Origin of the sequence: Glutamicibacter soli (assembly GCF_003309065.1) — a bacterium.
Taxonomy (GTDB): domain Bacteria; phylum Actinomycetota; class Actinomycetes; order Actinomycetales; family Micrococcaceae; genus Glutamicibacter; species Glutamicibacter soli.
Genome location: NZ_POAF01000002.1, coordinates 117,123 through 131,664, shown reverse-complemented (window position 1 = coordinate 131,664; position 14,542 = coordinate 117,123). Strand labels below are relative to the sequence as shown.

The window sequence follows — 14,542 nt, the reverse complement described above, 5'->3', positions numbered from 1 at the left end:
TGATTCAGGTCTCGAACATGATGGGGTAGTGAAGTCGCAAAAATCTACCCCATCCCAATGTTGCCGCACCGTCGGTGCGGGGCGGGATGCGAAGGCCGAAGGAGTGCTGATGCCAGCAGCCGGTGCCCCTGCTTCCGCCGGGCCCAGATTCAAGTTCACCCTAGCCGGCCAGTACCTGATCCTGCAGCTGCTGCTGATTTGCGTGGTGCTGGTCGGGGTGATTGCCCTGACCGTCGGGCAGGCCATCGACAGCTTCGAGGAATCCGAAGGCCGGCGCAGCCTGTCCGCGGCCGAATCGCTGGCGGCCAACCCGTTGCTGCGCACGCTGCTCCCGGACGCCGAGCCGCGGCAGGGCGCCGCGCTGCCGGCCATGGCCGAAACCGTGCGCAGCGTCTCCGGGCTGCGTTTCGTCAGCATCTCCGGCAGCGACGGGGTCATCCTCACCTCCAGCCGGCCGGAGGACATCGGCACGAAAGCCATGCCGCCGGAGAGCACCGTGCTCGCCGGGAGGGCCTGGACCGGGGACGTGAAACGCGGCGGAAACCGAGTGCTTGTCGCCCAGGTCCCGGTCTACGACCTGGGCAGCGAAATGGTGGGATTCGTGAGCGTCGGGCAGAACTATCCGAGCACCGAGGAGATCTTCAGCGAGGTCGCCCCGACCACCGCCGTGGTGCTGCTGGTCTCGGTGCTGCTGGGCGGCGTCGGGTCGGTGCTGCTCTCGCGCCGGGTCAAGAAGCAGACCCTGGGCATGGAGCCGGCGGAGATCGCCGGGCTGGTGGAGTACCGCGAGGCGCTGCTGCACGGGGTGCGCGAGGGAGTGGTGTCCATCGGCTCTGACCGTCGGATCACCCTGGTCAACGACGAGGCACGCCACCTGCTCGAACTGCCCGCGCAGTGCGTGGGCCGTACGCTGGAGGAGCTGGACGTGCCCAAGGCCGTGAGCCAGGCGCTGATGATCGAGCAGCCGATCCCGGACCGGCAGATGCTGGTGGGGGAGAAGGTCATCGTCTTCAACCGCATGCTGGTCTCCTCTTCCGGACGGGACCTGGGATCGGTCACCACCCTGCGCGACCGGACGGACCTGACGCTGCTGGAGCAGGAGCTCGGCGACACCAAGGCCACCACCGACATGCTGCGCGCCCAGACCCACGAATTCGCCAACCAGCTGCACACGATTTCCGGACTGGTGCAGCTGCGGGAGTACGCGGAGGTGGTGAACTTCATCGACGGGGTCAGCTTCAGCCGCAGCCGCATCTTCGAGGACATCGCCGCCCGCATAGCCGACCCGACCATCGCCGCGTTGCTGATCGCCAAAACCAGCGTGGCCACCGAAAAGGGGATCAAGGTTCAGCTGGGCGAGGAATCGCGGCTTGAACGCTGCGACGACGAGCTGGCCCGCGACCTCACCACGGTCATCGGGAACCTGCTGGACAACGCTATGGATGCGGTCGGCGAAACCTCGGACCCGGCCATCCGGATTTCGGTGGCAGGGACCGGCGGGCAGGTCACCGTCGTCGTCAGGGACAATGGGGTGGGAATCAACGAGGCCGAACTCGCCGAGATCTTCACCCAGGGCTACTCCACCAAGGACAGTTCCAGCGCCGGCGGCCGGGGGTTCGGGCTGGCGCTGACCCGGCTGGTCTGCCGCAGGCGCTCCGGCGACGTGCAGGCAGTCAACGACGACGGCGCCCGTTTCACCGCTACACTCAGAAAGTAGGAAAACCGCGTGATCAAGGTACTGGTGATCGATGACGATTTCATGGTCGCCAAGGTCCATTCAGGATTCGTGAACAGCGAACCCGGCTATGAGGTGGTGGGTGTCGCCTACACCGCTGTCGAAGCGCTGCGCGCGGTGAATACGCTGCAGCCCGACCTCGTGCTGCTGGACATCCACCTGCCGGACATGAACGGCTTGGACCTGCTCCAGCACCTGCGCGATGCCAAACCGGAACTGGACGTGATCGTGATCAGCGCCGCCCGCGAAATGGAGACCGTGCGTCGGGCTCTGCGCGGTGGAATAGTCCACTACCTGATGAAGCCGTTCTCCCGCGAGGACCTGCACGACCGCCTGGAGCACTACCGGAAGACCTACCGTTCGCTGCGCGCGCCCGACCAGCCGCTGGACCAAGAGGACGTCAACCGGCTCTTCGGGCTGGGCGGGCAGAGCAGGAAGCCGCTGCCCAAGGGCTGCAGCGTTGAAACCATGGGACTTGTCGAGCGGATCCTGCGCGAATCCGCGGGCCCGATTTCAGCCAGCGAAACCGCGGAAAAGCTCGGCACCTCGCGGGTGAGCGCTCGCCGGTACCTCGAATATCTTGCCGAAGAGGGGATCGCCCAGGTCAGCCTGAAGTACGGCGGGGTCGGGCGGCCCGAGCGCCGGTATGCCGTGGGCTCCTGAGCAGCGGTCCCACTTGTTGCAGCGGTTGGATCTGAGTCGTTCGATAACTCGACAACAGCCTCGCTGGCGGACACCGAACGACAAGAAGAATGCACTCACCGCAAAACCGGCCGAGGTAACCGAGTATGCGCGGTCCCATAACGGTCATCAATGCTTGGGGCCGAACTGCGACACTCGGCTGTTCCCAGTGCTTTTCCTCGGGAATGGGCGCGGCTATGTGGTCGCGATGGCCACGGTGCTTGAACGGTGGGCCACCAGGCCGCCGTCCACGCGAATGTCCGAGCCATTGACCCATCCGGGCTGCTCGGAAAGCAGGTAGCCGATGACCTCGGCGATATCCTCCGGCACTGCGAACCGGCCCAGCAACTGCGCGGCGGAGTTCACCTTGTCCTGTCCATGGTCCTTCTTGAAGTCCTCCAGGATCGGGGTCTGGACCGGGCCGGGGCTCACGGAATTGACACGGATGCGCTGCGCCACGAACTCGGCCGCCAGCTGTTCGGTGAGCAGGCGGACGCACTGCTTGGAAAACAAGTAGCTGTTGTCCGCGATCTGCGGCGAATCGGCGGCCTGCTGAATTGCATCCTGCTGGTCCTGGGCCAGCGCGAAGCCGCGGCATTCCGCGGCCATGATGCGCCAGCCGGTGGCCACGGAGGAGGCAAGGTTGACCACGGAAGCACCCTCGACCAGCAGCGGGGCCAGCTGGCGTGCCAGCTCGCGCACCGCGAAGACGTTGACGTACAGCACGGTCGCCAGCGGGGCGGTGCCCGGGACGCCGGCGATGTTCGCCAGCCCGCGCAGCCCGGCTGGGGCCAGCTCCTGCACCCGGGACACAACGTCCGCAATGCCCTGCGGGGACGACAGGTCGGCGTGGATGAACGCGCCCGGGAAATCGGAAGGTTCGGTGCGGTCGACGCCGATCAGCTGGTATCCCTGGGAGATCAGCAGCGCCGCAGTGGCGGCGCCGATCCCGGAGGAGATTCCGGTGACGACGACGGGCAGGCCGGTCAGTGACATGTGTGCTCCTTAGGCTGGTGTCGGCGCCGGCCAAGCCGTGCCTTCGTAGTGCTTTCATCGTCGGGCATGCGGCCAGTGGTCGCCGACACGTTTTCCATCCAATGGAAGCTTGGGACGCTCGCCCGAACGTAAAGCGACAAGCTAACTACAAGCAAAGTTTTTCATCAGGGAGGATGCACATGCCTGTGCCAGTTTACGATGTGCTTGATCCGGCCACCTTGGAGGTGATCGGGCAGGCTCCCGAGCACACCGAGAACGATGTGCAAGCCGCCATCGCCACAGCCCGCGGCGCTGCACGGGCCTGGGCGGCGGACCGCGAGGTGCGCCGTGGCATGCTGCGCCTGGTCGCCGAGCGCATCCGCGCCAGGGCCCCGCAGCTTGGCCGCCTGCTTTCCCGCGAGCAGGGCAAGGTGCTTATGGAGGCCATTGGCGAGTTCCGCCTCGCCGCTGACCTCTTCGATTACTATGCGGACCTCGCCTGGAACGAGTCCGAGGACTTGCCGCAGCGCGATGGCCGCAGCCTCCAGGTGCAGTACCGCCCGGTGGGCCTGGTCGGAACCATCACCCCGTGGAATTTCCCGATCTCGCTGCTGTGCGTCAAGTTGGCCCCGGCGCTGGTCGCCGGCTGCACCGTCATCGCCAAGCCATCGGCCACCACCCCGCTGTCCACCATGGCCCTGGTGGACCTGGTCAACGAGGTCCTGCCCGCCGGTGTGCTGCAGGTGCGTACCAGCAGCCGCCGCACCGTCAACGTGGCTTTGGCCAGCCTGCCGCAGGTGCGCAAGATTTCCTTCACCGGTTCCACCGATGTCGGTACCGCGGTCGCCGCGAGCGCCACGGCATCGGTCAAGCGCGTCACCCTCGAACTGGGCGGCAACGACCCGGCCATTGTGCTGGAAGACGCCGACCTGGAAGCTACCGCGCGTGGCATCGTGGGCAGCGCCTTCCGCAACGCCGGCCAGGTGTGCATGGCGGTGAAGCGCGCCTATGTGCCGCGCCACCTGCAGGCCCGCTTCACCGAGGCGATCGTGGCCGAAAGCGCCAAGCTGTCGCTGGGCCACGGCATCGCGGAGGGAACCACCATGGGCCCGATGCACAACCAGAAGCAGCGCGAGACCGTGCGCGAACTGGTGTCCTCGGCGGTGTCCTCCGGTGCGCGGGTGGCCCACGGAGGCGGGGTCGGCTGCGACCTGCCCGGCTACTTCATGGAGCCGACGATCATCACCGACGCCGTCCCGGGCATGGGACTGGTCGACGAGGAACAATTCGGCAGCGCCCTGCCGATCATCGGCTACGACGACCTGGGCGAGGTCATCGACCATGTCAACGACGGCCCCTTCGGCCTGGGCGCCTCCATCTGGTCGCCGGATCTGGAGCGGGCACGACAGGCCGCCTTCGAGATCGAAGCCGGCACCGTGTGGATCAACCAGCACACCGTGGTCGAGTTGGACGCACCCTTTGGCGGTTGGAAGACCTCGGGCACCGGACGAGAGCGCGGGGCCTGGGGACTGCACGAGTACCTGGAACCACGCACCATCAACGCCCGGACCCACGGCTGACCGGCACCTCGCAGATTTTCAAGGAAAGCAATTGAGCATGACGTCAGTAACGGAACTCATCACCCTGGGCACGGCCGCCGGCCCCGCTATTCGCGGCAAGGAAAACGGCATGGCCAGCGCGCTGGTGGTCGACGGAAAATACTACATGGTGGACTTCGGCCTGGGCTGCGTTCGCGCTGCCCACCAGGCCGGGCTGCGCGGCCAGGACTTCGTCGCCGGGTTCATCACGCACCTGCATTCGGACCACGTGGGCGAGCTTCCCGCCTACCTGCTGTGGAACTGGGGCGAGCCCGTGGACGGGTTCACCTCGCCGGTGGGGGTCTACGGCCCCGGACGCGACCCGCAGCATGTGCGCGGGGACAAGCTCTCGGGAACCAAGGACCTGGTTTCCCATACCCTGCAGGCATTCTCCTACGACCTGGACATCCGCGTGACCGATGAGGCCCGCCCGGAAATGACCTCGCTGCTGGACGTGCACGAGATCGAGATCCCTTCGGTCGAGCAGGGTGCCGGGCACCGTCCGTTCGTCGTGTTCGAGGACGAACGGGTGAAGGTCACCGCCGTGCTGGTGCTGCACCCGCCGGTCTACCCGGCCTTTGCGTTCCGCTTCGACACCGCGCACGGTTCGGTGACGTTTTCCGGGGATACCGCCGAGTGCCCCGCGCTGGTCGAACTGGCCCGCGGGACCGACATCCTCGTGCATGAGGCCGTCAACCTGGACTTCTTCACCTCCATGGGATTCAGCCCGACATTCATCAACCACCAGCGCGAATCACACACGTCGCCGGAGGGTGCCGGCCGGATCGCCGAAGCCTGCGGGGCGGGCCAGCTGGTGCTATCGCATCTGGCCGGCGTGGCCAGCGTGGAGGAATGGCGCACCCGCGCAGCGAGCACCTTTAGCGGTCAGGTCAACGTGGCCACCAGCGGACAGCGCTTCAGCGTGACCGGCGCGCCAGCCGCCGCGCGCATCTAGCGGCAGCGTTTCCCACCGGGGCCCAAGGATACATCTGAGGGCCCCGGCTCTATTTAAGCGAACCGCAACCGGACTCGTCCGGGCCAATACGTCATCGAATCATCAAGCATGGTTCAGGGTTGGTTTCATCTGCCGATGGCGTCTTGAACTGTTGTAACGAAAAGAAAACAGGCTACCTGATCCTCAACGCCGCTGAATATGCGGCGCAGGAGTCACCAAGAACGCAATCATCAAAGGCGCTGCCGGTGACAAGCAGGGTGGCGTTTCCGGATGGGAAATCTTCCGGTATCAGGACAGCGCTGGAAAAGGAACCGTCCGAGTTGACGGGCGTTGATCCCAGGTCAACCGGGTCGTCACCGTGAGCTTCGGCGACCAGCGTGTACCCGTAGATTGTTCCATTGGCGATCTGAAGGTCACATGCCGTGGGCTCAGAGGAAATCGTCACCGCCGAACCGGGCACTGCACTGCCGGGTGAAATCTCTAGTGCACCGGGCAAACACCGACTGGTGGTGCTGGCGCATCCGGCCAAAAGGAACGCGGGCATAAGCAATACCGCGACACCGGCGAAGAGCATCGTCTTTTTCATCGGACCCTTTCGCCATGTTAATCGCACAGCCTAGCCCACCTTGGCCGGTGGAGCATGGCCCGGATCGACGGGTCGTGCCGTGGGTTGGGCATGGCGGGGTCTTCGTGGGTCCGTTTTCGCGGGCCCACGTCATAGGCCGCATCTTTACTGATGGCCGCGCTCCCGGGCTCTCGCCAGATGCCTGACCGGTGCGCCGAGCTCTTGCCCGGAATCCATGACGGCCTACGCGACGCCTGATGCCCCCGCCTTCCGCAGCACTGGACCTTGCCATGGCAAGTGGCCATGAGGACGTCTCATGGCACAACGATGAGGGTGTGCCCGCAACGCCGAACCCAGCTGCCGCCACCCACGTCCGGTCTCTCGGATCAAAACACTGAGCGGCCCGCCACCAATGGGGCGGGCCGCTCAGTGTGCGGTGGACCTCAAGGCCAAGAGAGGGGGGGATTAGACCTCCAGGCCCAGCTTCTTGCGGTCGCGCTGCTGGTTGATCCCCAGGCAGGCGACGACGCCGATGACCGCGATCATGACTCCGGTGAGCACGAACGCCTGCTCGTAGCCGATGGCCGGGGTGGCGGCGGCGCTGACCATGGCGCCGACCACGGCCGGGGCGAACAGGCCGCCCGCGGTCAGGAATGCGTTGGTGATCTGCAGGACCGCACCACGCTGGGCAATGCTGGTGGTTTCCGCCGCGACCAGGTAGGTGATGGCGAACAGTGCCGGAGCGGTGCCGAAGCCGAAGGTGAAGAAGGCCAGTGCCGCGCCTTGGGAGTCGGCCGCGGTGCCCAGCAGCACCATGACGCCGGAGAAGACGGCCGATCCGCCCAGAACCAGCCCGCGGGAGACGCGGGTGCTCAGGCCCCGGTTGCCCAGCACCTGGGTGAGCCAGGACAGCCCCACGGTGGAAATGGCGCCCCAGATGGCTGGCAGGGCGATCAGCGATCCGCCCTTCTGGGTGCTGGTGCCCATCACGGTTTCGAAGTAGGCCGGCAACCAGGTCATCGCCACGGTGAAGGTCCAGTAGCCCAGGAAGGAGCACAGCACGGCGATCAGCCAGCTGGGGGTCAGGAACGACTTCAGGTACGGGACCTTGGTGTCCGCGACCACGGACTTGGCACCTTCCAGCGGGCTGGTGCCTTCGATCTCCATCTCAGCCTGGACGGAGGTGTAGGGTCCTTCCTTGCCGATGAACAGCCACAGCACGCTCCATACGACACCCACCAGGGCCACGAAGATGAACGCGCTCTTCCAGCCGAATTCTGCGGTGACGTAGGCGATCACCGGGGCAAAGGCGACCACACCGAGGGTGACGCCGGCCGAGGCCAACGCGGCCGGGGTGGCCGAGCGGCGCATCGGGAACCACTTGTACACGGCGTGCATCGTGATCGGGGCCAGCGGCCCCTCGCCGGCGCCCAGCAACAGCCGGCTGAACCACAGTGCGGGCAGCGAGGCGAAGAGGAACACCGGGACCTGGGCAATCGACCAGACGATGCACAGGACCAGCAGGATCCACTTGGCCTGGATGCGGTTGGCAATGGGGGCGGCGACGAATTGGGCGACGCCGAAAAGCGCGAATACCGCGCTGCCAAGTAGGCCGAATTCGGCCGGGGTGATTCCCAGGTCCTTCATCAGCGGAACCGCAACAATGCCGAGGATGGCCTTGTCGGCCCAGCTGATCATCATCAGAATCAGCAGCATGACGGTTACGAGCCACCCGTAGGCGGTCCGCTTTCGACTGCTCCACGTCGCAGGATTGGAGTTCGAGGACTTGCGGGGCACGGAGGGTGCCGGAGTTGTCTGAGTCATGGTTTTCCCAAGTGAGTGAGGGCGGCTTCGTTGCCGTTGGAGGGATGTTGGGGGAGTACAGAAGCCCTAAGGAGCGTGGGCGGAGATGAAATTCTCCGCCGGACAACGGTGGTTGTGGGCGGAGAATCCCATCGGTTGCGGCGCTTAGCGCGCCGCGGTGATGGTCACTGGCAGCGATTCAAAGCCGCGCAGCACATTGTGGATGATCGGCACCGCAGGGGCGGCCGGGGTGATGGTTTCAACGCGCTCCAGGAGTTGCTGGAGCACGATTTCCATCTCCAGGCGTGCGATCGGTTGACCCACGCACTGGTGCAGGCCCATTCCGAAGGCCACGTGGCCGGAGGAAGAGCGGTCGAAGCTGAACTTGTCGGCGTCCGGACCCCATTTGTTCGGGTCGCGGTTCGCCGCGCCGAGGAATACCAGCACCTTGGTTCCGGCTGGCAGATGTACGCCGCCCAGCTCCGTGTCGACGGAGACGGTGCGGTGGAACTTCTGGAACGGCGACTCCAGGCGCAGCGCCTCGTCGATGGCGAACTTCGCCAGGTTGGGCTGGCGGCGCAGTTCGGCCCAGACCTCCGGCTCGCGGGCCAGCACCGAGAGGGTGTTGCCAATGCCGAAGATCGTGGTGTCCACACCGGCCGAGAGCAGCGCGCGCACCAGCAAGGTGGCCTGCTGCTCGGTGATCAGGCCGTCTTCGACGCGGGCCCAGATCTTGGCCCCGAAGCCGTTCTCGGACAGCGACTCGCGTTGGCAGGCGTGCATGACCGCGGCGGTGTGCACGTCGGCCTCGGCGAAGGCCTGCTGGAAGATGTAGTTTTCCGGACCGAAGGCGTTGAACACCATGTTTCCGTACGGCAGCAGGTGCTCGCGGCCTTCTTCCGGGGTGCCCACGGCATCCGGGAAGACGCGGATCGGGTACTTTTCGGCCAGGTCCTTGACGACGTCGAAGCCCTGAAGCGTGGCCAATTGCTCGGTGAGCTCAACGGCCGGCGGGGTGAAGGGACCGCGCAGCGCGCGCACGGTACCGGGGTTGATGACACCGGTCAGTGCGCGGCGCATCAGGGTGTGGATCGGCGGATCCGACTCCAGGATGCTCGGCGGGCGCCAAGCCTCGTCCTTGCGGATGTCCCGGGGGCCGAGGCCGCCGGCGGAGGAGTAGGTCTCGAAGTCGGTGAGGACCTCGTAGACCTCCTCGTAGCCACTGATGGCGTAGCTGCCGGTGGCTTCCAGGTAGCTGACCGGGCCGGCCGCGCGCAGCCGTTCCAAGAATGGGTAGGGATCGGCGATCGCCGCGACGTCGAACGGATCTTCGCGGAACACCGGTGCTTGTGTCGTGGTTGACATGGGAATCCTTTAGAGTTCGAGAACGAGCTTGCTGCAACCGGCGGCGGCGCGGGAAACGCAGACCATCATGACGTCTCCGGCGTCCTTGTCCGCCTGGGAGAGGGCGGCATCGCGGTGTTCCGCCTCGCCGCTGATGATGCGGGTTTCGCAGGTGCCGCACAGTCCGGCGCGGCAGCTGGAGAGCACCCGGACGCCGACCTCTTCGGCTGCTTCGAGAATGGTCTGGTTGGTCTCCACTCTCAGGGTGGTGCCGGTCAGCGCGAGCTGAACCTCGAACGGTTCGGTGTTGCCGCCCACGCCCAGGTTGTCTGCGGCGAAGCGCTCGGTGTGCAGTGCGCCGGGAGGCCAGCCCATGCAGAAGTCCTCCACCGCCCCGAGCATGCCGCCCGGGCCGCAGGCGTAGACCAGCATGTGGGCGCGGGGCATGCCCAGGATCTGCTGCAGGTCCAGGCGGCCGGACTCGTCCTCGGCGATGATGCGGACCTTCTGCGCGCCGAACTCGTCTTCCAGCTGCTGGGCGAAGGCCATGGTGTCGCGTGAGCGTCCGCCATAGTACAGGGTCCATTCCTTGCCCTGGGCTTCGGCGGCGCGCAGCATCGGGATGATCGGGGTGATGCCGATGCCGCCGGCGAGGAACAGGTACTTGCGCGAATCCACCAGCGGGAAGTTGTTGCGCGGTGCGGAGATGCGCAGTTCGCCGCCGGCACGCAGCTGGTCGTGGACCCAGGCCGAGCCGCCCCGCGAGTCCGGGGTGCGCAGCACGCCGACGCGCAGCGTGGACAGGTCGTCGGTGGGGGAGCACAGGGAGTACTGGCGGGTCAGCTCATCGGTCAGGTACAGGTCGATGTGGGAGCCCGGCGCCCACTGGGGGAAGTCCGAGCCGTCGGCGCGGCGCAGAATCAGCGACGCAACGCCGTCTGCGGGGTGCTCGACGGCATCGATAACGGTGTCGATGATGGCCGGGGCCTGGATGGGGGCAGTGATAGTCATGCTCTACCGCTCCTGGGTGCTATTGGTGCGAGTTTTCGGTCCGGAATCCGGAGGCGAGGTGTGACCCCAGCGTAGGTGTAGCGTGCAACACAATTGTCCAAGCTTTCCACCCAATGGAAGATCGCCGTTCGCGGCGGGTTCGGCGCCTGTCAGTTCGCCATCGACGTGCCGATTCGACGGGCAATGCTGCGGGCGGCAATGCGGAGCACCGGGACCACGGCACCCACGGAGGCGGGGCGTTCAAGGGTGACCACGCCCAGCGCTGCCACGCAGCGGCCGGTCAGCGACATCACCGGAACCGCGATGCCGTAGTTGTGGCTTCCGGCTTCCCCATGGGTGGTCGCGTAGCCGTTCTCGCGCGCCCGGGACACCTCGGTGCGCAGCTTGGAGGGCGAGGTGATGGTCCGGTCGGTCAGCCGGTTCAGATGTTCGAGCCCGACCTCCAGCAGTTCGGGCTCGCCGAAGGCCATCATGACCTTTCCTGCGGCCGAGGCATGCAGTGGCAGGTGGTCGCCCACGCGCCGGAAGGGGGCGCCCACGCGGGTGCCGGACATGCGTTCAAGCAGGAGCACCTGGTGGCCGTCCAGGATAAACAGGTTGACCACGTTCTGCGTGACAAACAAAACGTCCTGCATATACGGGGCGGCCAGCTCGGCAAAGTTCTGGTGGGTCGGGGCCAGCAGTCCCAACTGCCAGAGCCGGTGCCCGATGAAATATTCCTGGCCCGAGCGGTGCAGCGCGCCCCAATCCTGCAGTTCGGCGATGAGCCGGTGGGCGGTGGCCACCGGAAGTCCGGCGCGCCGCGACATCTCGCTGAGGGTCAGCCGCGGGTGTTCGGAGTCGAAGGCGCCCAGCAGGGCCAGCGCCCGCGAGGTCACCGACTGCCCGCGGGCGGAGGGCTGGGCTGACTGGGTGCGCGCTTGGCGCGGCGTGGCATTGGCCATCAAACAACTCCGGAAAACTTCGAATGCCGCGACACGTGGCACGTGGCGGACGCTGCATGAACGGCGCCGGACCGTCCATCCGGTCCTCGGTCTATCCATGGTACGGGCGCTGGCATGGCCGGGGTTAAAGATGACCTAGTGTTTCCATTGGGCGAAAAGCTATCGCACCGAGCGCGGCGGCCTCCGGCAGGCTGGCGAAGGATCGGCCGGGTGGCCGTCCTGCAGGTATACGGGAGTGATCGATGGCGACCAGCGACAGCACCACGACGCAAGTCGCGGCCGGACCCAACGCGGCCGCGTGGCTGAGCGTTGTCGGAGTGGGCGTCGTGGCCGCGACGCACATCTGGAAGCTGCCTTCGGCCCTGCAGCAACTGCAGGCCGAACTGCATTTCGACCTGCTCTTTTCCGGGGTGCTGCTCGGTGTCATCCAGGTGGCGAGCATGCTCGGAGGCCTGCTGGCCGCCTGGTGCGGCGAGCGCTACGGCCTGCGCAGGCTCTTGATGCTCGGCCTGCTGCTGCTCGGGGTCGGGTCGCTGCTCGGAGCTGCATCACCGGATGCGCTCGTGCTGCTGTGCTCCCGGCTGCTTGAAGGCATCGGCTTTGTGCTGTGTACCGTGCTGGCGCCGGCGCTGATCCGGCTGAACTGCGCGCCGACGGAACTGAACAGGGCCATGGGCGCCTGGGGTTCGTTCCAGGGTTTAGCCACCCTGGCTGGCCTGTCGCTATCGAGCCTCATGCTTGACTGGACCAGCTGGCGCTGGCTATGGGTGGCGATGGCGCTGCTGAGCCTGGCGATGCTGCTTCCGCTGGCCAGGCTGGTGCCCGATGACCGTCGCGCCCGTCATACGGAGTCCGGAGTGCGCGGCCAGATCGTGGCCACCGCGCGCCAGCCGGCGCCGTGGCTGACAGGGCTGGGCTTTGCCTGCTATACCGTCCAATGGATGGCGGTCATGGGATTCCTGCCCGCGATTTACGGGGCCTTCGGGATCTCTGCGCTGACCGCCGGGTTGTTCTCCGCCGGCGTGGGTGGGGTAAATATCATTGGCGCAGTGGTGGCCGGGCGGATGCTGCAATCCGGCCGCAGCCCGTCGGTGCTGCTGGTGTTTGCCTTCCTGTTGATGGCGGTGTCATCGATCGGGTTCTTTGCGCTGCCGTGGGTACAGATCGGCGGGGGCATGGTCGGGGCGCTGGCCTGCGCCGCGGTGTTCTCGCTGGTTGGCGGCATGGCCCCGGCGGTCTTCAGCCGGATCGGCGTGGACCTGGCGCCCTCGGGTGGTTCGGTCAGTGCCGTGATCGGGTTGATGCAACAGCTGTTCAACGTCGGTAACTTTATCGGTCCGTTCATCCTGGCCTGGGTTGCCGTGCTGGCCGGAGGCTGGCAGGCCTCCTGGGTCATGACCTGCGCCTTCAGCGCCGTGGGCATCTGGTTGGTGCTGCTGTTGCGCCGTCGCTTGACGTTCGGATCGCGTGTCGAATCACAGGGTCAAGCGTCCGGTGCCGGCGCGCGTTGAGCCTGCCCGTAGGCTACCGCACTGCCGCGGCATTCCGGCTGTCGGTGGGTATTGCCAGGCGCCACTGCGCGGCATCGCACAGTGCGCAGGGCTTGACCCTCAAACATCAGACGTCTAACGTTTAAGCAATGACCGAACAGGTAGATTCACTCCCCGCACCATCATCCGCAACGGCAAAGGCCTCCGCGCCGGCCAGCTCCGGCGGTTACCGCAAGGCCACCATGGCTTTGGCCCTGGTGGCCATCGTGCTGCTGGGCGTGAATCTCCGTGTCGCCGTGGCCAGTGCCGCCGCGCTCTTCCCGGCCCTGCAGGAACTGCTCGGTTACGGTCCGCTGGTCGCGGCGCTGCTGCCCACGATCCCGGTGCTGTGTTTTGCCTTCGCCGGGCTGGCGGCCACCCGCCTGATGCGGCTGATGGGACTGGAACGCTCCATGGTGTTGGCGTTGGTTCTGCTCACCGCCGGGCTATCAATCCGTTTGGCCCCCGCCACCTCCATGCTCCTGCTGGGCACCATCGTGGCGATGTCGGGCCTGGCTGTGTGCAACGTGGCCATGCCCTCCTTCGTGCGCAAGTACTTCCCGCAGCGCACCGCGGGCATCACCAGCCTCTACTCCATCACCATGTCCGCCGGCGCGGCGCTCGCCTCCGGCATCAGCGTTCCCATTGCCCTGCAACTGGATTCACCGCTGGCGGCCCTGGGCGTCTGGGCCATCCCGACGCTGGCAACCCTGGCCGTGGTGGCGCCGCTGGCCCTGGGCGCTCGCCGGAACCGGAACGAGTCGAACGCCGCGGTCCACGTCTCTCCCTGGCCGTTGCTGGCTACCCGGCGCGGCCTGCTGATCACCGGGCTGTTCACGCTGCAGGCTCTGCTGGTCTACAGCATCGTCGGCTGGCTGCCCTCGATCCTGGTCGACCGCGGCATGGACGCCACGGCCGCCGGTGGGCTGCTGGGCGGGCTTCAGCTGGTCACCATCCCCGCCACGATCCTGGTCATGGCGCTGGCATCCAAGGGGCTGCTGCGTGCGGCCTTCATGATTGCCAGCGGCGCTGCCCTGGTGGGTTTCCTGACCCTTGAGTTGCTGCCCATCCAGCTGGCCCTGCTGCCCACCCTATTCCTTGGCATCGGCTTCACCATGTTCCCGCTGGTGATGCTCGCCATCAGCCGCAGCGGCGACAGCGTCGAAGAATCCTCGGCCATGTCCAGCCTGGCGCAGTCGGTAGGCTATGTGTTCGCGGCCATTGGACCGTTCTCCCTGGGTTTGCTCTCCGCGCTGCTTGGCAGCTGGACCCTGCCGCTCTGGCTGCTGGTGGCAGCGGCCGCGCTGCAGGTGCTGCTGGCGCTGTGGCTCAGTGCCAGCATGCCCAAGCGCAAAACCGGCCGGCTTGAGCAAGTCGATGCCAACGCAGGAGAATAGCAGCC

12 protein-coding genes are annotated in these 14,542 nt (G+C 66.4%); 6 read left to right on the top strand and 6 right to left on the bottom strand.

The window, feature by feature from the left end; genetic code table 11:
* Positions 1 to 109 precede the first annotated feature (109 nt).
* Both C1H84_RS04185 and C1H84_RS04180 read left to right on the top strand, forming a co-directional pair.
* Positions 110 to 1,717, top strand: a complete 1,608-nt coding sequence (locus C1H84_RS04185; RefSeq protein WP_113606645.1) for a sensor histidine kinase — start codon at positions 110 to 112, stop codon at positions 1,715 to 1,717.
* 9 nt (positions 1,718 to 1,726) lie between these two features.
* Positions 1,727 to 2,398, top strand: coding sequence for a response regulator (locus C1H84_RS04180; RefSeq protein WP_113606644.1), 672 nt, complete (start codon positions 1,727 to 1,729; stop codon positions 2,396 to 2,398).
* Positions 2,399 to 2,611: 213 nt separating this feature from the next.
* Here the strand turns inward: C1H84_RS04180 and C1H84_RS04175 are convergent, their stop codons facing one another.
* Positions 2,612 to 3,412, bottom strand: coding sequence for an SDR family oxidoreductase (locus C1H84_RS04175; RefSeq protein WP_113606643.1), 801 nt, complete (start codon positions 3,410 to 3,412; stop codon positions 2,612 to 2,614).
* Positions 3,413 to 3,591: 179 nt separating this feature from the next.
* On the opposite strand from C1H84_RS04175, the gene C1H84_RS04170 reads away from it, so the two are divergent.
* Together C1H84_RS04170 and C1H84_RS04165 are read left to right on the top strand one after the other, a co-directional pair.
* Positions 3,592 to 4,971 (top strand): aldehyde dehydrogenase family protein, encoded by a 1,380-nt coding sequence (locus C1H84_RS04170; RefSeq protein WP_113606642.1) that lies wholly within the window; start codon positions 3,592 to 3,594, stop codon positions 4,969 to 4,971.
* A 37-nt stretch (positions 4,972 to 5,008) separates the two neighbouring features.
* Complete coding sequence (locus C1H84_RS04165) at positions 5,009 to 5,944, top strand: MBL fold metallo-hydrolase (protein WP_113606641.1); 936 nt, start codon at positions 5,009 to 5,011, stop codon at positions 5,942 to 5,944.
* 172 nt (positions 5,945 to 6,116) lie between these two features.
* On the opposite strand, the gene C1H84_RS04160 is transcribed toward C1H84_RS04165, so the two are convergent.
* The 5 genes from C1H84_RS04160 to C1H84_RS04140 all read right to left on the bottom strand — a co-directional run bounded on the left by C1H84_RS04160 (position 6,117) and on the right by C1H84_RS04140 (position 11,611).
* Positions 6,117 to 6,530 carry a hypothetical protein gene (locus tag C1H84_RS04160; RefSeq protein WP_060617032.1) on the bottom strand — a complete coding sequence of 138 codons (414 nt, stop codon included), beginning with the start codon at positions 6,528 to 6,530 and terminating at the stop codon, positions 6,117 to 6,119.
* Between the two features lie 444 nt (positions 6,531 to 6,974).
* Positions 6,975 to 8,333, bottom strand: coding sequence for an MFS transporter (locus C1H84_RS04155; protein WP_047121108.1), 1,359 nt, complete (start codon positions 8,331 to 8,333; stop codon positions 6,975 to 6,977).
* A gap of 144 nt (positions 8,334 to 8,477) precedes the next feature.
* Positions 8,478 to 9,677, bottom strand: coding sequence for a cytochrome P450 (locus tag C1H84_RS04150; RefSeq protein WP_113606640.1), 1,200 nt, complete (start codon positions 9,675 to 9,677; stop codon positions 8,478 to 8,480).
* A 9-nt stretch (positions 9,678 to 9,686) separates the two neighbouring features.
* On the bottom strand, positions 9,687 to 10,667 hold the full coding sequence (locus C1H84_RS04145) for a PDR/VanB family oxidoreductase (protein ID WP_113606639.1): 981 nt from the start codon (positions 10,665 to 10,667) through the stop codon (positions 9,687 to 9,689).
* A gap of 149 nt (positions 10,668 to 10,816) precedes the next feature.
* Complete coding sequence (locus C1H84_RS04140) at positions 10,817 to 11,611, bottom strand: IclR family transcriptional regulator (protein ID WP_113606638.1); 795 nt, start codon at positions 11,609 to 11,611, stop codon at positions 10,817 to 10,819.
* A 242-nt stretch (positions 11,612 to 11,853) separates the two neighbouring features.
* On the opposite strand from C1H84_RS04140, the gene C1H84_RS04135 reads away from it, so the two are divergent.
* Both C1H84_RS04135 and C1H84_RS04130 read left to right on the top strand, forming a co-directional pair.
* Positions 11,854 to 13,122 (top strand): MFS transporter, encoded by a 1,269-nt coding sequence (locus C1H84_RS04135; RefSeq protein WP_113606637.1) that lies wholly within the window; start codon positions 11,854 to 11,856, stop codon positions 13,120 to 13,122.
* Between the two features lie 128 nt (positions 13,123 to 13,250).
* Positions 13,251 to 14,537 (top strand): MFS transporter, encoded by a 1,287-nt coding sequence (locus tag C1H84_RS04130; protein ID WP_244910803.1) that lies wholly within the window; start codon positions 13,251 to 13,253, stop codon positions 14,535 to 14,537.
* Positions 14,538 to 14,542 lie beyond the last annotated feature (5 nt).

Bases quoted from the DNA above. Each gene is read 5' to 3' on its own strand.
- C1H84_RS04155 (WP_047121108.1), bottom strand. From the start codon at position 8,333: ATGACTCAGACAACTCCGGCACCCTCCGTGCCCCGCAAGTCCTCGAAC.
- C1H84_RS04160 (WP_060617032.1), bottom strand. From the start codon at position 6,530: ATGAAAAAGACGATGCTCTTCGCCGGTGTCGCGGTATTGCTTATGCCC.
- C1H84_RS04185 (WP_113606645.1), top strand. From the start codon at position 110: ATGCCAGCAGCCGGTGCCCCTGCTTCCGCCGGGCCCAGATTCAAGTTC.
- C1H84_RS04140 (WP_113606638.1), bottom strand. From the start codon at position 11,611: ATGGCCAATGCCACGCCGCGCCAAGCGCGCACCCAGTCAGCCCAGCCC.
- C1H84_RS04150 (WP_113606640.1), bottom strand. From the start codon at position 9,677: ATGTCAACCACGACACAAGCACCGGTGTTCCGCGAAGATCCGTTCGAC.
- C1H84_RS04130 (WP_244910803.1), top strand. From the start codon at position 13,251: ATGACCGAACAGGTAGATTCACTCCCCGCACCATCATCCGCAACGGCA.
- C1H84_RS04165 (WP_113606641.1), top strand. From the start codon at position 5,009: ATGACGTCAGTAACGGAACTCATCACCCTGGGCACGGCCGCCGGCCCC.
- C1H84_RS04175 (WP_113606643.1), bottom strand. From the start codon at position 3,412: ATGTCACTGACCGGCCTGCCCGTCGTCGTCACCGGAATCTCCTCCGGG.
- C1H84_RS04145 (WP_113606639.1), bottom strand. From the start codon at position 10,667: ATGACTATCACTGCCCCCATCCAGGCCCCGGCCATCATCGACACCGTT.
- C1H84_RS04170 (WP_113606642.1), top strand. From the start codon at position 3,592: ATGCCTGTGCCAGTTTACGATGTGCTTGATCCGGCCACCTTGGAGGTG.
- C1H84_RS04135 (WP_113606637.1), top strand. From the start codon at position 11,854: ATGGCGACCAGCGACAGCACCACGACGCAAGTCGCGGCCGGACCCAAC.